At 53.3% G+C, this 20,085-nt stretch carries 20 protein-coding genes and 2 tRNA genes; 7 read left to right on the top strand and 15 right to left on the bottom strand.

The window, feature by feature from the left end; genetic code table 11:
* Positions 1-17: 17 nt before the first annotated feature.
* The 3 genes from nusA to D5067_RS02765 form a co-directional block, all read right to left on the bottom strand.
* Positions 18-1,520, bottom strand: coding sequence for a transcription termination factor NusA (gene nusA, locus D5067_RS02775; RefSeq protein WP_119936847.1), 1,503 nt, complete (start codon positions 1,518-1,520; stop codon positions 18-20).
* 28 nt (positions 1,521-1,548) lie between these two features.
* On the bottom strand, positions 1,549-2,001 hold the full coding sequence (rimP, locus tag D5067_RS02770) for a ribosome maturation factor RimP (protein WP_148102658.1): 453 nt from the start codon (positions 1,999-2,001) through the stop codon (positions 1,549-1,551).
* Positions 2,002-2,208: 207 nt separating this feature from the next.
* Positions 2,209-2,285: transfer RNA gene (locus D5067_RS02765), tRNA-Met, on the bottom strand.
* A 286-nt stretch (positions 2,286-2,571) separates the two neighbouring features.
* Between D5067_RS02765 and argG the strand changes: the two genes are divergently transcribed.
* The gene (gene argG, locus D5067_RS02760; RefSeq protein WP_119936845.1) at positions 2,572-3,918 is read left to right on the top strand and encodes an argininosuccinate synthase; all 1,347 of its coding nucleotides are present in this window, start codon (positions 2,572-2,574) and stop codon (positions 3,916-3,918) included.
* A 178-nt stretch (positions 3,919-4,096) separates the two neighbouring features.
* Here the strand turns inward: argG and D5067_RS02755 are convergent.
* The 6 genes from D5067_RS02755 to rlmE form a co-directional block, all read right to left on the bottom strand.
* Positions 4,097-4,183: transfer RNA gene (locus D5067_RS02755), tRNA-Leu, on the bottom strand.
* Positions 4,184-4,192: 9 nt separating this feature from the next.
* A complete protein-coding gene (gene secG / locus D5067_RS02750; RefSeq protein WP_003861803.1) occupies positions 4,193-4,525 on the bottom strand; it encodes a preprotein translocase subunit SecG in 333 nt (110 codons plus the stop codon).
* A 224-nt stretch (positions 4,526-4,749) separates the two neighbouring features.
* Entirely contained in the window at positions 4,750-6,087 is a 1,338-nt protein-coding gene (gene glmM / locus D5067_RS02745; RefSeq protein WP_119936843.1) for a phosphoglucosamine mutase, read from the bottom strand.
* Entirely contained in the window at positions 6,080-6,928 is an 849-nt protein-coding gene (folP, locus tag D5067_RS02740) for a dihydropteroate synthase (RefSeq protein ID WP_119936842.1), read from the bottom strand. Before folP ends, glmM begins: the two co-directional genes overlap by 8 nt.
* Positions 6,929-7,026: 98 nt before the next feature.
* A complete protein-coding gene (gene ftsH, locus D5067_RS02735; RefSeq protein ID WP_119936841.1) occupies positions 7,027-8,961 on the bottom strand; it encodes an ATP-dependent zinc metalloprotease FtsH in 1,935 nt (644 codons plus the stop codon).
* A 102-nt stretch (positions 8,962-9,063) separates the two neighbouring features.
* A complete protein-coding gene (gene rlmE, locus D5067_RS02730; RefSeq protein ID WP_010436004.1) occupies positions 9,064-9,690 on the bottom strand; it encodes a 23S rRNA (uridine(2552)-2'-O)-methyltransferase RlmE in 627 nt (208 codons plus the stop codon).
* A 127-nt stretch (positions 9,691-9,817) separates the two neighbouring features.
* Here rlmE and yhbY point away from each other — a divergent pair, with 127 nt between their 5' ends.
* Positions 9,818-10,111, top strand: coding sequence for a ribosome assembly RNA-binding protein YhbY (gene yhbY / locus D5067_RS02725; RefSeq protein ID WP_032614629.1), 294 nt, complete (start codon positions 9,818-9,820; stop codon positions 10,109-10,111).
* A gap of 151 nt (positions 10,112-10,262) precedes the next feature.
* Here yhbY and greA read toward each other — a convergent pair whose 3' ends face one another.
* Positions 10,263-10,739 (bottom strand): transcription elongation factor GreA, encoded by a 477-nt coding sequence (greA, locus tag D5067_RS02720; RefSeq protein WP_119936839.1) that lies wholly within the window; start codon positions 10,737-10,739, stop codon positions 10,263-10,265.
* Between the two features lie 247 nt (positions 10,740-10,986).
* Between greA and dacB the strand changes: the two genes are divergently transcribed.
* Genes dacB through pmrB form a run of 3 tightly spaced genes read left to right on the top strand, consistent with a single transcriptional unit; the run spans position 10,987 to position 14,125 of the window.
* Positions 10,987-12,420, top strand: a complete 1,434-nt coding sequence (gene dacB, locus D5067_RS02715; RefSeq protein ID WP_119936838.1) for a serine-type D-Ala-D-Ala carboxypeptidase — start codon at positions 10,987-10,989, stop codon at positions 12,418-12,420.
* A gap of 2 nt (positions 12,421-12,422) precedes the next feature.
* Positions 12,423-13,085, top strand: coding sequence for a two-component system response regulator PmrA (gene pmrA, locus D5067_RS02710; RefSeq protein WP_119936836.1), 663 nt, complete (start codon positions 12,423-12,425; stop codon positions 13,083-13,085).
* Positions 13,082-14,125 carry a two-component system sensor histidine kinase PmrB gene (pmrB, locus tag D5067_RS02705; protein ID WP_119936835.1) on the top strand — a complete coding sequence of 348 codons (1,044 nt, stop codon included), beginning with the start codon at positions 13,082-13,084 and terminating at the stop codon, positions 14,123-14,125. The genes pmrA and pmrB overlap by 4 nt, the downstream gene beginning before the upstream one ends.
* A gap of 34 nt (positions 14,126-14,159) precedes the next feature.
* On the opposite strand, the gene cgtA is transcribed toward pmrB, so the two are convergent.
* From cgtA to rplU, 4 genes are all read right to left on the bottom strand, one after another.
* On the bottom strand, positions 14,160-15,335 hold the full coding sequence (cgtA, locus tag D5067_RS02700) for an Obg family GTPase CgtA (RefSeq protein ID WP_119936833.1): 1,176 nt from the start codon (positions 15,333-15,335) through the stop codon (positions 14,160-14,162).
* A gap of 15 nt (positions 15,336-15,350) precedes the next feature.
* On the bottom strand, positions 15,351-16,316 hold the full coding sequence (locus D5067_RS02695; protein WP_119936832.1) for a DMT family transporter: 966 nt from the start codon (positions 16,314-16,316) through the stop codon (positions 15,351-15,353).
* Positions 16,317-16,411: 95 nt separating this feature from the next.
* On the bottom strand, positions 16,412-16,669 hold the full coding sequence (rpmA, locus tag D5067_RS02690; protein ID WP_004385076.1) for a 50S ribosomal protein L27: 258 nt from the start codon (positions 16,667-16,669) through the stop codon (positions 16,412-16,414).
* Between the two features lie 19 nt (positions 16,670-16,688).
* Positions 16,689-17,000, bottom strand: coding sequence for a 50S ribosomal protein L21 (gene rplU / locus D5067_RS02685; RefSeq protein WP_095284390.1), 312 nt, complete (start codon positions 16,998-17,000; stop codon positions 16,689-16,691).
* Between the two features lie 257 nt (positions 17,001-17,257).
* On the opposite strand from rplU, the gene ispB reads away from it, so the two are divergent.
* Both ispB and sfsB read left to right on the top strand, forming a co-directional pair.
* Positions 17,258-18,229: an octaprenyl diphosphate synthase gene (gene ispB, locus D5067_RS02680; RefSeq protein ID WP_119936831.1), complete on the top strand. Its 972-nt coding sequence runs from the start codon at positions 17,258-17,260 to the stop codon at positions 18,227-18,229.
* 230 nt (positions 18,230-18,459) lie between these two features.
* Positions 18,460-18,747: a DNA-binding transcriptional regulator SfsB gene (gene sfsB / locus D5067_RS02675; RefSeq protein WP_119936830.1), complete on the top strand. Its 288-nt coding sequence runs from the start codon at positions 18,460-18,462 to the stop codon at positions 18,745-18,747.
* Positions 18,748-18,810: 63 nt separating this feature from the next.
* On the opposite strand, the gene murA is transcribed toward sfsB, so the two are convergent.
* The gene (murA, locus tag D5067_RS02670; protein WP_119936829.1) at positions 18,811-20,070 is read right to left on the bottom strand and encodes a UDP-N-acetylglucosamine 1-carboxyvinyltransferase; all 1,260 of its coding nucleotides are present in this window, start codon (positions 20,068-20,070) and stop codon (positions 18,811-18,813) included.
* Positions 20,071-20,085 lie beyond the last annotated feature (15 nt).

Raw genomic sequence — 20,085 nt, 5'->3', positions numbered from 1 at the left:
CTTCCTGCTACAGTTTATTACGCTTCGTCGCCGAACCAGCAAATATTACGTGCGGCCATGATGAGTTCGCCGGCTTTCTCGTCGGTTAAACCTTCGATATCAGCCAGGTCATCAACGCCTTGCTCAGCGAGATCTTCCAGCGTACAAACACCACGGGCAGCCAGCTTGAACGCAATCGCACGATCAAGACCTTCCAGATTCAGCAGGTCATCAGCCGGCTTATTATCGCCAAGGCTTTCTTCCTGAGCCAGTGCCAGGGTGGTCAGTGCGTTTTTAGCGCGTTCACGCAGGGCTTCAACGGTCGCTTCATCCAGACCGTCAATTTCCAGCAGCTCTTTCATTGGCACATAGGCCAGTTCTTCCAGCGTAGAGAAACCTTCTTCAACCAGAACAGTGGCGAAATCTTCGTCAATATCGAGGTATTTGGTGAAGGTATCGATCGCCGCATGGGCTTCAGCCTGATGCTTAGCCTGCAGGTCATCAACGGTCATTACGTTGAGTTCCCAGCCGCTGAGCTGTGACGCCAGGCGTACGTTCTGACCGTTACGGCCGATCGCCTGCGCCAGGTTGCCCGCTTCTACAGCGATATCCATGGTGTGTTTGTCTTCGTCAACAACGATAGACGCCACATCAGCCGGAGCCATTGCGTTGATCACGAACTGCGCCGGGTTGTCGTCCCACAGAACGATATCAATACGCTCGCCGCCCAGTTCGGTAGAGACCGCCTGAACGCGCGCACCGCGCATACCCACGCAAGCACCGACCGGGTCGATACGCTTGTCGTTGGTTTTCACCGCGATTTTCGCACGGGAACCTGGATCGCGAGCCGCTGCTTTAATTTCGATAACTTCTTCGCCGATTTCCGGCACTTCGATACGGAACAGTTCTACCAGCATTTCTGGTTTAGAACGGGTCACGAACAGCTGCGCACCACGCGCTTCTGGACGCACAGCGTACAGAACACCACGGATACGGTCGCCTGGACGGAAGTTTTCACGCGGCAGCATATCTTCACGCAGGATCACAGCTTCAGCGTTACCCGGCAGCCCTTCGGATTTAATTTCCAGAGAGATGTTATCGCGGTTAACTTTCTTCACCACGCCGGTGATGATTTCGCCTTCCTGATCGCGGAACTGATCGACAACCAGTGCACGTTCAGCTTCACGCACTTTCTGTACGATGACCTGCTTCGCGGTCTGGGTGGTGATACGGTCGAAGGTAACAGATTCAATCTGATCTTCAACGTACTCGCCCACGTTCAGACTTTCGTCTTCGTAACGTGCAGCTTCCAGGGTGATCTCTTTGGTCGGCTGGGTCACTTCTTCTACGATTACCCAACGACGGAATGTATCGAAGTCACCGCTTTTACGATCGATTTCTACGCGGACATCGATCTCTTGTTCGTATTTTTTCTTGGTTGCTGTAGCCAGTGCACTTTCCAGCGCTTCGAAAATCTTCTCACGCGGCAGTGATTTCTCGTTGGAGACGGCTTCAACAACAGCCAAAATTTCTTTGTTCATCGCGGGCTTTTCACCTCAATCCAGACTGTTAAAAGTGGGGAACCAGGTTCGCCTTCTGGATATTACTCAGCGCGAACACTTCATCTTTGCCTTCGACTGTCACCGTGATCATCTCGCCCTCAACGGCTTTGATGACACCCTGCCATTTGCGGCGGTTTTGTACGGCCATACGCAGAACGAGAGCCACTTCTTCACCGGTAAAGCGCACATAGTGTTCGGCCGTAAACATCGGACGATCGAGGCCAGGTGAGGAAACTTCCAGGTTGTACGCAACGGTAATCGGATCTTCAACATCCATTACGGCACTGACCTGGTGGCTAACATCAGCACAATCATCAACATTGATGCCATCTTCACTATCAATATAGATGCGCAGCGTCGATGTGCGGCCGCGAACGAATTCGATGCCAACCAGTTCGTAGCCCAGTGCTTCGACCGGTGCAGTAATCATCTCTGTTAATTTTTGCTCTAATGTGGACAAGCCCACCCCCAAGACATAAAAAAAGGGCGTAAAGCCCAGTTATTCTGTAGTCAGATAACAAAAAACCCCGATAAATCGGGGCTTTAGATAACTGAACCCTATAGCCACAACTGTGGCCTGGAGCACTTTCTGAAAGAATTTTTTCAAATCCAGCTACGAAGCCTCTAGGTCTTCACAGTATATTTGAAAAAGAACTTTATGGGAAAGTGGTTGCGGGGGCCGGATTTGAACCGACGACCTTCGGGTTATGAGCCCGACGAGCTACCAGGCTGCTCCACCCCGCGCCTGAAACGTGGCAAATTCTACGCGTTTTGGTGAGAATTTGCAAATAATGCTGGGATTTGGTACCGAAGACGGGACGTAAAATCGGCGTTTAGTATATTGATAGTTGACCCCACCTGTCAACCTAACTTCGGTCAGGGTAAACACAGGGAATTTTTTACAAAAAATGCAGGCTTCTCTTTCGGTCATCGACAAAAGATGATTAAATGAATACTCACTTATTTTGCATAAACATGCATCGAGAGCGAAAGCGGTCTCTAATCAGTCAATCAAGCAGGGTTTTATTTTATGACGACGATTCTCAAGCATCTTCCGGTTGGACAACGTATTGGCATCGCTTTTTCTGGCGGCCTGGATACCAGCGCTGCACTGCTGTGGATGCGCCAAAAGGGAGCGGTTCCTTATGCATATACTGCGAACCTGGGTCAGCCGGATGAGGAAGATTATGACGCGATCCCTCGTCGTGCCATGGAGTATGGCGCAGAGAACGCACGACTGATTGACTGCCGTAAGCAGCTGGTTGCCGAAGGTATTGCGGCTATCCAGTGCGGCGCTTTCCATAACACCACCGGCGGCCTGACCTATTTTAACACCACCCCGCTGGGCCGTGCCGTCACCGGCACCATGCTGGTTGCTGCCATGAAAGAAGATGGCGTGAACATCTGGGGCGACGGAAGCACCTATAAAGGCAACGATATCGAACGTTTCTATCGTTATGGCCTGCTGACCAACGCCGAACTGCAGATTTACAAACCGTGGCTGGATACCGACTTCATCGATGAGCTGGGTGGCCGTCATGAAATGTCCGAGTTTATGATCGCCTGCGGCTTTGACTATAAAATGTCCGTTGAGAAAGCCTACTCCACCGACTCCAACATGCTGGGTGCAACGCACGAAGCAAAAGACCTGGAGTTCCTGAACTCCAGCGTGAAAATCGTTAACCCGATCATGGGCGTTAAGTTCTGGGACGAAAACGTCAAAATCCAGGCAGAAGAAGTGACCGTACGCTTCGAACGCGGCCATCCGGTTGCGCTGAACGGCAAAACGTTCTCTGACGACGTAGAGCTGATGCTCGAAGCAAACCGCATCGGCGGTCGTCACGGCCTGGGCATGAGCGATCAGATTGAAAACCGTATCATCGAAGCGAAAAGCCGTGGCATCTACGAAGCCCCGGGGATGGCGCTTCTGCATATCGCTTACGAGCGTCTGCTGACCGGTATTCACAATGAAGACACCATCGAGCAGTATCACTCTCATGGTCGTCAGTTGGGTAAACTGCTGTATCAGGGCCGCTGGTTCGATCCTCAGGCACTGATGCTGCGTGATGCGCTGCAGCGTTGGGTAGCAAGCGCGATCACCGGCGAAGTGACGCTGGAACTGCGTCGCGGCAACGACTATTCCATCCTGAACACCGTGTCTGACAACCTGACCTATAAAGCAGAACGTCTGACCATGGAGAAAGGTGATTCCGTGTTCTCTCCTGACGACCGTATTGGCCAGCTGACCATGCGTAACCTGGATATTACCGACACCCGTGAGAAGCTGTTCAACTACATTGAAAATGGCCTGCTCTCCGCCAACACGGGTAACGGCCTGCCGCAGGTTGAGAATCTGGAACACAGCGACAAGAAATAGTCGTTACTGAGAAATGCAGAAGGCGCCCAATGGGCGCCTTTTTTATTTGGATTTTGTAGGGCGGGTAAGCGCAGCGCCACCCGCCATTTTGCCCGGTGGCGCTGCGCTTACCGGGCCTACGAACGGCAAAAAGCACAAACAAAAAAAGACGTCTTTCGACGTCTTTCTTCTGGAATATTGGTACCGAGGATGGGACTCGAACCCACAAGCCCGTTAGGGCACTACCACCTCAAGGTAGCGTGTCTACCAATTCCACCACCTCGGTACTGAATACTTACTGCGGGATATCGCTGGTCGGCTTAGCCGGTGCAGCTGGCTGAGTTTGCTCAGTTTTCGCTGGCGCGCTCAGATTTTCCCACTCGCTTCCTTTACTGGTCTTGTTGCTGTTGATATTACCCAGCACCAGACTGATGATGAAGAACAGCGTAGCCAGAATCGCCGTGGTGCGGGTCATGAAGTTCGCAGAACCACTTGAACCAAACAGCGTACCGGAAGCGCCTGCTCCGAAGGAGGCTCCCATATCAGCGCCTTTACCTTGCTGCAGCATGATCAGCGCTACAAGAGCGATGGCTACAATAAGGAAAATAACTAAAAGAGCTTCGTACATAATCAACCTGTTCCTTGCGGATTTGCCGCATACCAATGCTTCGACCAATTAGCAGGATTTCGTGTTTCCCACTGAAGCGGGTGTGAATACTAACCAAAGCGAATGACCTTCGCAAGGGCATTTTTGACGCATTGTATCAACTGCGGAAAAAAACAGCAAAAAGCCATTAATTGCTTAAAACAAAGGCGACTAGCGCCGCCTTTTTAAACACTTACCGTGAAATGTTATGCAGCTTTTACTGCATCAGCAATACGGTGTGCGTATTCAGTTACCTGCGCTTCGTCTTCGCCTTCAACCATCACGCGGATCAGTGGCTCAGTACCCGACTTACGCAGCAGCACGCGTCCGCGATTGCCGAGTGCAGCTTCAACGTCAGCCATAACGGCCTTCACGTTATCACTTTCCAGCGGATCGCCGTTGCCGGCGGTGAAACGCACGTTAACCAGGATCTGCGGGAACATTTTCATGCCGCTGCAGAGATCGTGCAGGCTCATGTGGTTGCGCGCCATGGCAGCCACAACCTGCAGGCCAGCCACGATGCCGTCACCGGTGGTCGTTTTGTCGAGAAGGATCACGTGGCCGGAGTTTTCCGCGCCAATGCGCCAGCCCTTCTCCTGCAGTTTTTCCAGCACGTAGCGGTCACCCACTTTCGCGCGAACAAACGGGATACCCAGCTGCTTCAGCGCCAGCTCCAGGCCCATGTTGCTCATTAGCGTGCCAACCGCGCCGCCGCGCAGCTGCCCCTGACGCAGTCCTTCACGGGCGATGATATAGAGGATTTGATCGCCGTCGACCTTATTACCTTCGTGGTCAACCATGATCACGCGGTCGCCGTCGCCATCGAGGGCAATACCGAGATCGGCTTTCTCCGCCAGCACGCGTGCCTGCAGAGCACGAACGTCCGTCGCGCCCACTTCTTCATTGATGTTCAGGCCGTCCGGCTCGCAGCCGATGGTGATCACTTTCGCGCCCAGCTCGCGGAAGACGTTAGGCGCAATGTGGTAGGTCGCACCGTTAGCGCAGTCCACCACAATTTTCAGGTGGGCCAGGCTCAATTCGTTCGGGAAAGTCCCTTTACAGAATTCGATGTAACGGCCTGCCGCATCAACAATACGGTTTGCCTTACCCAGCTCAGCCGAGTCGACGCAGGTGATCTCTTTTTCCATTTCGGCTTCAATCGCCTCTTCTACTTCGTCAGGCAGCTTGGTGCCGTCGATAGAGAAGAACTTGATACCGTTGTCATAGAATGGGTTGTGGGAAGCCGAAATAACAATCCCCGCTTCCGCACGGAAGGTACGCGTCAGATAGGCAACAGCAGGCGTAGGCATTGGCCCCGTAAAGGAGGCAGACAGCCCCGCTGCGGCGAGGCCCGCTTCCAGCGCGGACTCTAGCATATAGCCAGAGATGCGGGTGTCTTTGCCGATGATGATTTTACGGGAGCCATGACGCGCCAGTACCTTACCAGCCGCCCAGCCCAGCTTCAGAACAAAATCAGGGGTGATTGGAGCATCGCCTACGCGCCCACGGATACCATCGGTACCAAAATATTTACGGTTACTCATAGCGTTTCTTTTCCTTCGCTGCCAGTGTGGCTTCTACCACACGCATGGCTTCTACTGTTTCTTTGACGTCATGGACACGAATAATATGCGCGCCTTGCATCGCTGCAATCACCGCGCACGCCAGGCTGCCGCTCAGACGCTCGCTCGGCCCCACATTCAGCAACTGCCCAATCATCGACTTTCTCGACATACCCACCAGCAGCGGCAGGCCGAACTGATGAAATTCCGATAAACGCGCAAGCAGCTCATAGTTGTGGGAGAGATTTTTACCGAAACCGAACCCCGGGTCGAGCAGCAATTTCTCTTTTGCGATACCCGCACGTTCGCAGCGTGCAATATGCTCAATAAAGAAGCGATTCACATCGGCAAAGACATCTTCGTACTTAGGCGCTTCCTGCATCGTTTTCGGCTGGCCCTGCATGTGCATCAGACAAACCGGCAGGCCGGTTTCCGCTGCCGCCTCTATCGCACCTGGCTCGGTCAGCGAGCGGATATCATTAATAATGTGAGCGCCCACTCTCGCTACTTCACGAATGACTTCAGGCTTGGAGGTATCAACAGAAATCCACACTTCGAAACGCTGTGCAATAGCTTCAACTACCGGCACCACGCGTGCCAGCTCTTCTTCCACAGAAACATCCGCCGCACCTGGGCGCGTCGATTCACCGCCGACGTCAATGATGGTGGCACCCGCATTGATCATTAAATTTGCGTGCTTTACCGCTTCGATAAGCGTGTTATGCGTGCCGCCGTCGGAGAAGGAGTCAGGGGTAACATTCAGGATCCCCATCACATGAGGATGCGAGAGATCGAGATGCGAGTCCTGGGCGAATAGTTTCATGTTCAAATCCCTGGTATTGATATGGTTAAACAAAAAAGAAAAACCCCGGAGCAAGCTCCAGGGTTTGAGGTACAGACAGTTTCGTCAACAGCAGTGACTTACTTATCGCCCAACTGTTCTGACATGGTGTTGCCCGGGTTTGGCGTACGCGGTTCATCGACCGGACGCGGTGCACGCGGGGTGCCATTGTTGTCAGAATTGTTGGAAGCGCCTGGGTCTTCCCAGCCTGCTGGCGGACGCACGTCGCGGCGAGCCATCAGGTCGTCAATCTGCGGAGCATCGATGGTCTCATACTTCATGAGCGCATCTTTCATCGAATGCAGGATGTCCATATTGTCGTTCAGGATCTGGCGTGCGCGTGCATAGTTACGTTCCACCAGTAATTTCACTTCCTGGTCGATGATACGTGCCGTTTCATCGGACATATGCTTCGCTTTCGCTACGGAACGGCCCAGGAACACCTCACCCTCTTCCTCTGCGTACAGCAGTGGACCAAGCTTGTCGGAGAAGCCCCACTGGGTCACCATGTTACGCGCCAGGTTTGTCGCGACTTTAATGTCGTTGGACGCACCGGTAGAAACATGTTCCACACCGTAGATAATCTCTTCTGCCAGACGGCCGCCGTACAGGGTTGAAATCTGGCTTTCCAGTTTCTGACGGCTGGCGCTGATCGCGTCGCCTTCAGGCAGGAAGAACGTCACACCCAGTGCGCGACCGCGCGGGATAATCGTCACTTTATGCACCGGATCGTGTTCCGGCACCAGGCGACCGATAATCGCATGGCCTGCTTCGTGGTATGCCGTGGACTCTTTCTGCGCTTCCGTCATCACCATGGAGCGACGTTCCGCACCCATCATGATTTTGTCTTTCGCTTTCTCGAACTCCACCATAGAGACCACGCGCTTGTTACCGCGAGCGGCAAACAGTGCAGCTTCGTTGACCAGGTTAGCCAGATCTGCACCGGAGAAGCCCGGAGTACCACGCGCGATGATTGCCGCGTCGATATCTGGCGACAGCGGTACGCGACGCATGTGAACCTTCAGAATCTGTTCACGACCGCGAACATCTGGCAGACCAACTACAACCTGACGGTCGAAACGGCCTGGACGCAGCAGCGCTGGGTCAAGTACGTCCGGACGGTTAGTCGCGGCAATAACGATAATACCTTCATTACCTTCGAAGCCATCCATCTCAACCAGCATCTGGTTCAGCGTCTGTTCACGTTCATCGTGACCACCGCCCAGACCTGCGCCACGCTGGCGGCCTACGGCATCGATTTCATCGATGAAGATAATGCACGGCGCTGCCTTCTTGGCCTGTTCGAACATGTCACGCACACGAGATGCACCCACACCCACGAACATTTCTACGAAGTCAGAACCTGAAATAGTAAAGAACGGCACCTTCGCTTCGCCCGCGATGGCTTTCGCCAGCAGGGTTTTACCGGTACCAGGAGGACCAACCATCAGAACGCCTTTCGGGATCTTACCGCCCAGTTTCTGGAAACGGCTCGGCTCACGCAGGTATTCAACCAGTTCGCCCACTTCTTCTTTTGCTTCGTCACAACCTGCGACATCGGCAAACGTGGTCTTGATCTGGTCTTCCGTCAGCATACGCGCCTTACTCTTACCGAACGACATGGCACCTTTGCCACCGCCGCCCTGCATCTGGCGCATAAAGAAGATCCAGACGCCGATAAGAAGCAGCATCGGGAACCAGGAAATGAAGATAGAAGCCAACAGGCTCGGTTCTTCTGGCGGCTCACCTACCACTTTGACGTTTTTAGTCAGAAGGTTATCAAGCAGCTTAGGATCGTTCACCGGGATGTAGGTCGTGTAACGGTTACTATCTTTCTTGGTAACGTTGATCTCACGTCCGTTGATACGCGCTTCGCGAACCTGGTCCTGATTGACCTCCTGCAGGAAGGTAGAATAATCCACCTTGCGGCCATTCGACTCGCTGGGCCCAAAGCTCTGGAATACTGACATCAGCACAACGGCAATGACCAGCCAGAGAATTAGGTTTTTCGCCATGTCACTCAAGGGATTAACCTCACATTACAACTGTGTTAAAAACAGCGTCAGGATACTCTATATCCAGTTTCATTCAAACTTTCGCCTGAAATCTACCGGTTATCATTTTCGCCCGGTCGCTACAATATACACTTCTCGGGAACGCGCCCGGGAAGAGTCCGGCTTACGAACTTTAACCTTCGCAAACAGGGAGCGAATTTCCTTAAGGTACTCCTCGAAACCTTCGCCCTGAAACACCTTCACAACAAAACTACCACCAGGCGCTAGTACATCACGACACATTTCTAACGCTAGCTCCACCAGATACATGCCGCGGGGGATATCCACCGCCGGTGTTCCACACATATTTGGTGCCATATCAGACATGACAACCTGGACCTTACTGTCACCCACACGTTCAAGTAACGCTTTCAGCACTAATTCATCACGAAAGTCGCCCTGAAGGAAGTCGACTCCGACGATGGGATCCATTGGCAAAAGGTCGCATGCGATGATTCGACCCGCACCGCCAATCTGCGTTACCGCATACTGGGACCATCCGCCAGGCGCGGCGCCGAGGTCGACAACCGTCATCCCCGGCTTAAAAAGTTTGTCACTTTGCTGTATTTCATCAAGTTTAAACCAGGCGCGGGAACGCAACCCTTTTTTCTGCGCCTGCAGAACATATTTATCGCTAAAGTGTTCCTGAAGCCAGCGGCTGGAACTGGCAGAACGCTTTTTACCTGTCATTTAACTTTTCCGTCCGGGTTCATCGTTGCTTACCTTTGACGTAAATTTCTACGCTGCTATTTGGCGATATAAGGGAGATGGCGGTAGAATGAACCGTTTTCAATCCCAACGTAAGCAAAAATATACGATGAATCTGAGTACTAAACAAAAACAGCACCTTAAAGGTCTGGCACATCCGCTCAAGCCTGTAGTTATGCTTGGCAACAATGGTTTGACCGAAGGGGTGCTTGCCGAGATTGAACAAGCGCTGGAACACCACGAGCTGATCAAGGTGAAAATCGCCTCTGAAGACAGAGACACTAAAACCCTGATCGTGGAAGCCATCGTGCGCGAAACCGGCGCCTGTAATGTACAGGTCATCGGTAAAACGCTGGTGCTCTATCGCCCATCTAAAGAGCGTAAAATCTCGCTGCCACGCTAAGGATATCCTGAATTGCACACATTTTCTGTGTAAAACGAGGGATTTCTGTCAGCAGGTGAGCAAAATGCCACGCTCCTTGAGTTGATAAAAGGCCGCTATGCGGCCTTTTTCTTTTCTTTACAATGTATCAACATCTTAGCGGAGAAGCGAATTACAGGTACTCGACCTTAATAATTTCGTATTCCACTTCACCGCCAGGGGTGCGGATCACCACCACATCATCCTGCTCTTTGCCAATCAGGCCACGAGCAATCGGGGAGTTCACCGAAATCAGGTTTTGCTTAAAGTCCGCCTCATCATCACCCACAATGCGGTAAGTCTGCTCTTCGTCATTATCCAGGTTCAGGACCTGCACGGTTGAACCAAAGATCACGCGACCATTGTTTGGCATTTTAGTGATGTCGATAACCTGTGCATTAGAGAGCTTGGCTTCGATATCTTTAATACGGCCTTCACAAAAGCCCTGCTGCTCACGCGCGGCGTGGTATTCAGCATTCTCTTTCAGATCGCCATGCTCACGCGCATCCGCGATAGCGGCGATGATTTCAGGGCGACGAACGGATTTCAGGAAATCCAGCTCTTCGCGCAGTTTTTCGGCACCACGTAAGGTCATCGGAATAGCTTGCATTTGTTATACCTCTTAAACATTCCTGTTGGGAGCAGCATTACCTGCTCCGGCCCCAGCCCCACGGACATCAAACCGCGAGCGGGCCAGAAGCAAAAAGAAAACCGACCCGGGTGCAGCGCCCCAGGTCAGCAGCAATTTTTCAATTTGATACGCATTTTACCGCGAAGTTCACTATGGGTCATCGTTTACTTTGCAGTGCTATGCACCGTAGTATGACGGTTTGTTTTCGGGTTGTTAGCGCGAGATTATGCGATTTTCCAGTTTTATCATCGGATTGACTACCAGTATAACGTTCACCGCCCAGGCCGCGAATGTTGATGAGTACATTAATCAGCTGCCCGCAGGCGCGAACCTTGCCCTGATGGTGCAGAAGGTTGGCGCACAGGCTCCCGAGATTGACTATCACAGTCAACAGATGGCGCTGCCTGCCAGTACCCAGAAGGTGATCACTGCCCTCGCCGCCCTGCTCCAGCTTGGCCCTGACTTCCGTTTTACCACCACCCTGGAAACAAAAGGTAACGTCGAGGGTGGCGAACTGAAGGGCGATCTCATTGCCCGCTTTGGCGGAGACCCGACCTTCAAGCGTCAGGATATCCGCAATATGGTAGCGGTGTTGAAAAAATCTGGCGTGCAGAAGATTGATGGCAACGTGCTGATCGATACCTCCATTTTCGCCAGCCACGATAAAGCGCCAGGCTGGCCGTGGAATGACATGACGCAGTGCTTTAGCGCACCGCCTGCCGCCGCTATCGTTGACCGTAACTGCTTTTCTGTATCGCTCTACAGCGCACCCAAGCCGGATGATTTAGCGTTTATCCGCGTGGCCTCTTACTATCCGGTAACGATGTTCAGCCAGGTTCGTACGCTGGCAAAAGGGTCGCCGGATGCGCAGTATTGCGAACTGGACGTGGTGCCAGGCGACCTTAACCGGTTCACGCTCACCGGCTGTCTGACGCAGCGTGCGGATCCGCTGCCGCTGGCCTTCGCCATTCAGGATGGTGCGGGCTATGCCGGCGCTATTCTTAAAGACGAACTGAAACAGGCTGGTATTACCTATACCGGCACCCTGCTCCGTCAGACGCAGGTTAATCAGCCGGGTAACATTATTGCCAGCAAGCAGTCCGCACCGCTGCACGATCTGCTTAAGATTATGCTGAAAAAATCGGATAACATGATTGCCGACACGGTGTTCCGCATGATTGGTCACGCGCGCTTCGGCGTTCCGGGCACCTGGCGGGCCGGCTCCGACGCCGTACGTCAGATCCTGCGCCAGCAGGCAGGGATCGATCTCGGCAATACCCTCTCCGTCGATGGCTCCGGGTTATCGCGCCACAACCTGATCTCGCCGGCAACCATGATGCAAGTGCTTCAGTACATTGCACAACATGACGCTGAGCTAAACTTCATTACGATGCTGCCGCTGGCGGGTCACGATGGTTCACTTCAGTACCGCGCGGGCCTTCATGCCGCAGGTGTGGATGGCAAAGTGTCGGCCAAAACGGGTTCACTGCAGGGTGTTTATAACCTTGCGGGCTTTATCACGACGGCCAGCGGACAACGCATGGCGTTCGTGCAGTATCTTTCCGGCTATGCCGTCGAACCCGCTGACCAGCGTAATCGCCGTATTCCTCTGGTGCGCTTCGAAAGCAGGCTTTACAAGGACATCTACCAGAATAACTAGCGATGAAACTCCTCATAGTTGAAGACGATCTGTTATTGCAGGAAGGGCTGGCGCTGGCGCTAACGAATGAGGGATACGCTCTCGACTGTGCCGCCACGGCGGCAGAGGCCGATGCGCTGATCCAGAGCGGTGAATACAGCCTGGTGATCCTCGATCTAGGCCTGCCGGACAAAGATGGCGCCACGCTGCTGAGCCAGTGGCGCCGCCGGGGTGTGGAAAACCCGGTGCTGATCCTTACGGCTCGGGATGCCATTGAAGACCGCATCAACGGTCTGGATTCAGGTGCGGACGATTACCTGGTGAAACCTTTCGCGCTTGCCGAGCTGCAGGCGCGCGCGCGGGCGCTGATCCGCCGCTATCAGGGCCACAGCGATAATCTGCTGACCGACGGCGATATTACGCTAAACCTGCAGACTCAGCAGGTTCTTCGTCAATCCCAGCCTGTCGAAGTCACGCCTAAAGAGTTTGCGCTGCTGACGCGCCTCATCATGCGCAGCGGACAAACCGTACACCGTGAAACGCTGCAGCAGGACATCTATTCCTGGCAGGACGATCCGGGGTCAAACACCCTTGAGGTTCATATTCATAACCTGCGCCGTAAGCTGGGCAAAGATCGTATTAAAACCGTCCGCGGCGTGGGTTACCGTCTGGAGAGCCAAAAATGAACAGCATGCGTCGGCGATTGATGGTGCTGCTGGCGGTTATTCTTCTCTTTTTCCAGTTAATCAGCGTGGTCTGGCTATGGCATGAAAGCCGGGAACAGATTGGCTTTCTGGTAAATGAAACGCTGTCTGCTAAAGCGCGCAACAACCACGTTGAGAAAGAGATCCGTGAAGCGATAGCCTCGCTGCTGGTGCCTTCCCTGGTGATGGTGGGCTTTACCCTGCTCTTCTCATTCTGGGCCGTCACCTGGATAACCCGGCCCCTCAACCAATTACGTGACAGTCTCGCTAACCGCTCTGCCGACAATCTGACCCCGCTGCCAATGTATTCCGACATGGAAGAGATTGGCGCTGTTACGACGTCGCTAAACCAGCTGCTGGCGCGTCTTGATCACACCATTCAGCAAGAGCGTCTGTTCACCGCGGATGCCGCACACGAGTTACGAACGCCTCTTGCGGGCATCAGGCTGCATCTTGAATTAATGGCTCAGTCAGGATCGCCACAGGCCGCTCCCTTAATTAGCCGCATCGATCAGCTGATGCACACGGTTGAACAGCTGCTGATGCTCGCACGCGCCGGGCAAGCGATGGCAAGCGGCCACTACAATACCGTTAACTGGACGGACGATATCATCGCCCCCCTTAGCCTTGAGCACGAAGCCAAAGAGCATACGGTAATCTGGCCAGCAAAATGCCCGCTGACGGTTCAGGGTGACCCCGTGCTTTTACGCCTCATGCTGCGGAATCTGCTGGAGAATGCCGGCCGTTATAGCCCGACAGGGACAACGATTACGGTGAAGCTGGCGGAGCTGAACGGCGGTACACAGGTTAGCGTCATCGATCAGGGCCCAGGTATTGACGAAGCGCATCGGCATTCGATCACTAAACCTTTCCGTCGGCTTGACCAGCGCTACGGTGGGAGCGGGCTGGGGCTGAGTATCGTGCAACGCATCCTTCAGCTCCACCACGGCGATTTAACGCTGGAGAACGGCGCTGAGGGCGGTCTCATCGCCAGCTGCTGGCTACCGTCAACGCTGGTGTAAAAAAAAGCCCCTTAACAGGGGCTTCTTGCAGGTATTAATGCTTGTAGATGAACTCGACGCCTTCTTCGTCGTCTTCATCCCAGTCATCGTCCCAGTCTTCATCATCCTCTTCAGCTTCCATCTCTTCGAGCTGCTCGCGGTGGTAGTCATCCCACATGAATTCGACTTTTTCAGGCTGCTTAGCTTCTTCCGCCTGAACAATTGGGTTCTCGATGATAAAGCTCATCACATCCCAGCAGAGGTCTTTTACGCCAACCTGGCTTGCCGCAGAGATCAGGTAGTACTTATCTTCCCAACCCATGGCTTCAGCAATGGCTTTCGCTTTTGCTTCCGCTTCGGCTTTATCCATCAGGTCAATTTTGTTGAAGACTAACCAGCGCGGCTTGCCTGCCAGTTTCTCGCTGTATTTTTCCAGCTCGCCGATGATGATACGGGCGTTTTCTACCGGATCGGACTCATCGATAGGGTTAATATCAACGATGTGCAGCAGTACGCGGCAGCGCTCAAGGTGCTTCAGGAAGCGAATACCCAGGCCTGCGCCTTCTGCCGCGCCTTCGATCAGACCCGGAATATCAGCGACAACAAAGCTTTTTTCGTGGTCCATACGGACGACGCCAAGGCTCGGTACCAGTGTGGTAAATGGATAATCAGCCACTTTCGGTTTCGCAGCAGACACCGCGCGAATGAAGGTCGATTTACCCGCATTCGGCATACCCAGCATGCCAACGTCAGCCAGAAGCATCAGTTCAAGCTGGAGATCGCGGGTGTCGCCCGGCGTTCCCATTGTTTTCTGACGCGGCGCACGGTTAACAGACGATTTGAAGCGGCTGTTGCCCAAACCGTGCCAACCCCCTTTTGCCACCATCAGGCGCTGACCGTGTTTGGTCATATCACCCATGGTTTCGCCGGTACCCTGATCGATAACGCGGGTCCCGACAGGCACTTTGATAATGACGTCTTTACCGCGTTTACCGGTACAGTCGCGGCTCTGGCCATTCTGACCACGTTCAGCACGGAAAGATTTTTCGAAACGGTAGTCGATCAGCGTGTTGAGGTTCTCATCCGCCTCCAGCCACACATCGCCACCATCTCCACCGTCGCCGCCGTCAGGGCCGCCACGAGGAATATATTTTTCACGGCGGAAGCTAACACAACCGTTACCGCCATCACCTGCCACGACCAGAATCGTCGCTTCATCAACAAACTTCATTTTACTCTCCGTAACTCATTCGCCTGAGCGGGGGATCACTACAACCGCTTCATTTTTGCGCCAACGTCCCCAAAGACGATGGCCAATGGCGGAATACATCGCGCCCGCAACCACGACAAACGCACCGAGATAGCCCAACAGGTTGAGCATCGGCTTGATGAAAACATCGGGCCAGGCCATTGATAACAAATCTGAAAATAACAGCGTAAACAGCGGTGTGAGCGTAATTAATGCACTCACCTGCGCTGCCTGCCAACGCGCCATTGCTTCGGCTAGCGCGCCATAACCGACCAGCGTATTCAGCCCACAAAAAATCAGGCACGCCAGTTGCCAGTCGCTAAGCTGGGCGATCGTACCCGGCTTTGCTAATGGCAATAATGCTATTGTACACAAAGTGTACAATAAAAGGAGGATCTGCTGTGAGGCCAGACGACGCAATAACACCTTTTGCGCGACGCCGTAACTCACCCAGACCGTTGCTGCTCCCACACCAAAAATTACACCCCAGGTGTAATCCGTCAGGCGGGTGAAAATCTCAACCAGGCTGGTGTTGAAGAACATCACCAGGCCACAGAGCAGCATGCTCGCCCCGACAACCTGCGTCCCGCGCATCTTCTCCTTAAGGATAAATACGCTGGCCACCATCATACCCACCGGTGAAAGCTGACCAATTACCTGCGACGCCGTCGGGCTGAGATATTGCAGGGAAGAGCTGAACAGAATGAAGTTACCGAACAGACCGCCCGTCGCGATAGCCAGCAGGACCAGCCAACGCGGTTTACGGAAGATGCGCAGAGGTGGAAGCTTACCTTTGACGGCCAGAATAGCCCCCAGGCCAATACTCGCCATCAGAAAGCGATAAAACACCACCGTAGGTGGCTCCATCACTTCCAGTACCTGCTTCATTGCAATTGGCAGCGCACCCCAGCACATTGCGGTGGTGATCGCCAAAAGAATACCAATGCCGGCCTGCTGCTTCATGCCCGTTTTCCCTACAGAAAATTTTCCGGGTTTCCAATGTAAAAAGCCCCGCAACACGTTGCGGGGCTTTAATCCGTTACCGGACCGAGAAAACCTTACTCAGCAACGATGCTGATGTATTTACGGTTGTTCGGGCCTTTAACTTCAAATTTCACTTTACCGTCTGCTTTAGCAAACAGAGTGTGGTCACGACCGCAACCTACGTTGTTGCCAGCGTGGAATTTGGTACCACGTTGACGAACGATGATGCTACCCGCCAGAACGGATTCGCCACCGAAACGCTTAACGCCAAGGCGTTTAGCTTCTGAATCGCGACCGTTACGTGTGGAGCCGCCAGCCTTTTTATGTGCCATTTAAATCTCTCCTCAGGTCTTAGGCGCTGATGCCAGTAATTTTCACATCAGTGAACCACTGACGGTGGCCCTGCTGCTTACGGTAGTGCTTACGACGACGAAACTTAACGATTTTAACTTTCTCGCCACGACCGTGTGCAACAACTTCAGCTTTGATAACGCCGCCATCAACGAAAGGAACGCCGATTTTGACTTCTTCACCGTTTGCGATCATCAGAACTTCAGCGAACTCAACAGCTTCGCCAGTTGCGATGTCCAGCTTTTCCAGGCGAATGGTCTGACCTTCGCTTACTCGGTGTTGTTTACCACCACTTTGGAAAACCGCGTACATATAAACTCCGCTTCCGCGCACATCCTCGTATGAATCAGAGTGCGCTATAAATATTCACAATAGGGCGCGAATATTACGCAAAACGCGAGCCTTTGACAAGTGCTACCATCAATACATGAAGAAAAAAAACACAACACGTACGGTAACGTTTATCTGAGCCGTTTTTTCAGTACAATCAGCAATACTATTGATAAACCGAAACCCTTTGTGAACTCACCTCGTGTGGGATAAACAGGATAAAAAGCCCGGCTTTTGCGATGAATTTAGAAAAAATCAACGAGTTAACCGCGCAAGATATGGCGGGTGTGAATGCAGCAATCCTGGAGCAACTCAACTCTGATGTTCAGCTAATCAATCAGTTGGGCTATTACATCGTCAGCGGCGGCGGTAAACGCATTCGCCCGATGATTGCTATCCTGGCCGCCAGAGCCGTTGGGTATCAGGGAAATGCCCACGTCATGATTGCGGCACTGATCGAATTTATCCATACCGCCACGCTTCTTCATGATGACGTGGTGGATGAATCTGACATGCGCCGGGGTAAAGCGACAGCAAACGCGGCGTTTGGCAATGCAGCCAGCGTTCTGGTGGGTGATTTTATCTATACCCGCGCTTTCCAGATGATGACCAGCCTTGGCTCGCTGAAAGTGCTGGAAGTGATGTCTGAAGCCGTTAACGTTATCGCGGAAGGGGAAGTCCTGCAGCTGATGAACGTTAACGACCCGGATATCACTGAAGAAAACTACATGCGCGTGATTTACAGCAAAACGGCGCGCCTGTTTGAAGCAGCCGCGCAATGTTCTGGCATTCTGGCTGGCTGCACCGAAGCCCAGGAAAAAGGGCTGCAGGATTATGGCCGCTACCTTGGCACCGCCTTCCAGCTAATTGATGATTTGCTGGACTACAGTGCTGATGGCGAAACGCTGGGAAAAAACGTCGGGGATGACCTCAACGAAGGTAAACCAACCCTGCCGCTGCTGCATGCGATGCGTAACGGATCGCCAGACCAGGCAAAAATGATCCGCGAAGCGATCGAACAAGGAAATGGTCGACATCTTCTGGAACCTGTACTGGAAACAATGGCGATCTGCGGATCGCTGGAGTGGACGCGTCAGCGCGCTGAAGAAGAGGCCGACAAAGCCATTGCAGCCATTCAGGTGATCCCGGATAGCCCATGGCGTGAGGCCCTGATCGGCCTTGCCCATATCGCCGTTCAGCGCGACCGTTAATCCCTCCACCACCTCCCCGCAGCCTCTGCGGGGAGGTTTCAATAAGATCTGATAAATTCCATATTCGTGTTAAATCATCACTTTACAGGCGGCATGAATAAAGCCATGTCTTATTCTGAATATTGCTTCCCGTAACGTGAACTTTTTAGAACACCCGTTCGAAATGGGTATAGTAACGCTGTCTTTTCACCAGAAGAGACGTGGACGATTACCCACACAAGGACAGCATTATGGATACGAAATTTATCGACTGGCATTCCGCAGATATTATTGCGGCTCTGCGTAAAAAAGGGACGTCACTGGCGGCTGAGTCTCGTCGTAACGGGCTGAGTTCGTCGACGCTGGCAAACGCGCTGACCCGCCCGTGGCCAAAGGGAGAATTGATTATTGCAACAGCGCTGGACACGCACCCATGGATAATCTGGCCGTCACGCTATCACGACCCCATTACGCATGAATTTATCGACAGAACACGCATGATGCGCCAGAGCAAAACAAAGAAAGCACACCAGAACTGATGTACTCAGTTTGACAGGAACAGCAATCCCCCGGCCATTTCCGGCAGGGGGGTGCCGGAACGATTACTCGCCCTTCACACGCTCGATATTTGCACCCAGCGCGCGCAGTTTGTCTTCAATACGCTCATAGCCACGATCGATGTGGTAGATACGGTCAACAACGGTCGTACCTTCCGCGATACAACCCGCCAGTACCAGGCTTGCAGACGCACGAAGATCGGTCGCCATCACCTGTGCACCCGACAGTTTTTCAACGCCATGACAAATAACCGTATTGCTTTCGATCTCTGCATGCGCGCCCATACGGATCAGTTCCGGTACGTGCATAAAGCGGTTTTCGAAAATCGTCTCTGTAATGAAACCCGTGCCTTCTGCAACGAGGTTCAGCAGAGTAAACTGCGCCTGCATGTCCGTCGGGAAAGCAGGATGTGGCGCCGTGCGCACGTTAACCGCTTTCGGGCGTTGACCGTGCATATCCAGGCTAATCCAGTCTTCACCGGTTTCGATATCCGCACCCGCATCGCGCAGCTTCGCCAGAACGGCATCCAGCGTATCAGGCTGGGCGTTGCGGCAAACAATTTTGCCGCCAGAAATGGCTGCTGCCACCAGGAACGTACCGGTTTCGATACGGTCAGGCAGAACACGATAAACACCGCCACCCAGACGCTCAACGCCTTCGATGGTGATGCGGTCAGTACCCTGGCCGGTAATCTTCGCACCCAGCGCGACCAGGAAATTCGCGGTATCCACGATTTCCGGCTCACGCGCGGCGTTTTCAATGACGGTGGTCCCTTCGGCCAGCGTCGCTGCCGACATGATGGTAACGGTCGCGCCCACGCTCACTTTGTCCATGACAATGTGCGCGCCTTTCAGGCGGCCATTGACGGAGGCTTTAACGTAGCCTTCTTCCAGCTTGATCTCTGCGCCCAGCTTTTCCAGGCCAAATATATGCAGGTCAACAGGACGTGCGCCGATGGCACAACCGCCTGGCAGAGAAACCTGGCCCTGACCAAAACGCGCCACCAGCGGGCCCAGCGCCCAGATGGATGCACGCATGGTTTTCACCAGATCGTAGGGGGCTGAGAAGTTGTTAACGTTGCTGGCGTCAATCCAGACCGAACCGTTACGCTCTACTTTCGTACCCAGCTGACCGAGCAGCTTCATGGTCGTGTCGATATCTTTCAGCTTCGGTACGTTCTGAATCTCTACCGGCTCTTCCGCCAGCAGTGCAGCGAAGAGGATAGGCAGCGCGGCGTTTTTCGCGCCTGAAATTGTGACTTCGCCCTGGAGACGCGTTGGCCCCTGTACACGAAATTTGTCCATTGTTAACTCTCTTAT

The sequence above is a fragment of the Enterobacter huaxiensis genome (assembly GCF_003594935.2).
Lineage (GTDB): Bacteria > Pseudomonadota > Gammaproteobacteria > Enterobacterales > Enterobacteriaceae > Enterobacter > Enterobacter huaxiensis.
This window is presented reverse-complemented; position numbering and strand designations above follow the sequence as displayed.

Coding starts and splice junctions, on each gene's coding strand:
- folP (WP_119936842.1), bottom strand. CDS start 6,928: ATGAAACTATTCGCCCAGGACTCGCATCTCGATCTCTCGCATCCTCAT.
- D5067_RS02695 (WP_119936832.1), bottom strand. CDS start 16,316: ATGAAGCAGCAGGCCGGCATTGGTATTCTTTTGGCGATCACCACCGCA.
- cgtA (WP_119936833.1), bottom strand. CDS start 15,335: ATGAAGTTTGTTGATGAAGCGACGATTCTGGTCGTGGCAGGTGATGGC.
- ftsH (WP_119936841.1), bottom strand. CDS start 8,961: ATGGCGAAAAACCTAATTCTCTGGCTGGTCATTGCCGTTGTGCTGATG.
- rplU (WP_095284390.1), bottom strand. CDS start 17,000: ATGTACGCGGTTTTCCAAAGTGGTGGTAAACAACACCGAGTAAGCGAA.
- sfsB (WP_119936830.1), top strand. CDS start 18,460: ATGGATACGAAATTTATCGACTGGCATTCCGCAGATATTATTGCGGCT.
- greA (WP_119936839.1), bottom strand. CDS start 10,739: ATGCAAGCTATTCCGATGACCTTACGTGGTGCCGAAAAACTGCGCGAA.
- rpmA (WP_004385076.1), bottom strand. CDS start 16,669: ATGGCACATAAAAAGGCTGGCGGCTCCACACGTAACGGTCGCGATTCA.
- ispB (WP_119936831.1), top strand. CDS start 17,258: ATGAATTTAGAAAAAATCAACGAGTTAACCGCGCAAGATATGGCGGGT.
- nusA (WP_119936847.1), bottom strand. CDS start 1,520: ATGAACAAAGAAATTTTGGCTGTTGTTGAAGCCGTCTCCAACGAGAAA.
- argG (WP_119936845.1), top strand. CDS start 2,572: ATGACGACGATTCTCAAGCATCTTCCGGTTGGACAACGTATTGGCATC.
- yhbY (WP_032614629.1), top strand. CDS start 9,818: ATGAATCTGAGTACTAAACAAAAACAGCACCTTAAAGGTCTGGCACAT.
- pmrB (WP_119936835.1), top strand. CDS start 13,082: ATGAACAGCATGCGTCGGCGATTGATGGTGCTGCTGGCGGTTATTCTT.
- glmM (WP_119936843.1), bottom strand. CDS start 6,087: ATGAGTAACCGTAAATATTTTGGTACCGATGGTATCCGTGGGCGCGTA.
- rlmE (WP_010436004.1), bottom strand. CDS start 9,690: ATGACAGGTAAAAAGCGTTCTGCCAGTTCCAGCCGCTGGCTTCAGGAA.
- murA (WP_119936829.1), bottom strand. CDS start 20,070: ATGGACAAATTTCGTGTACAGGGGCCAACGCGTCTCCAGGGCGAAGTC.
- secG (WP_003861803.1), bottom strand. CDS start 4,525: ATGTACGAAGCTCTTTTAGTTATTTTCCTTATTGTAGCCATCGCTCTT.
- dacB (WP_119936838.1), top strand. CDS start 10,987: ATGCGATTTTCCAGTTTTATCATCGGATTGACTACCAGTATAACGTTC.
- pmrA (WP_119936836.1), top strand. CDS start 12,423: ATGAAACTCCTCATAGTTGAAGACGATCTGTTATTGCAGGAAGGGCTG.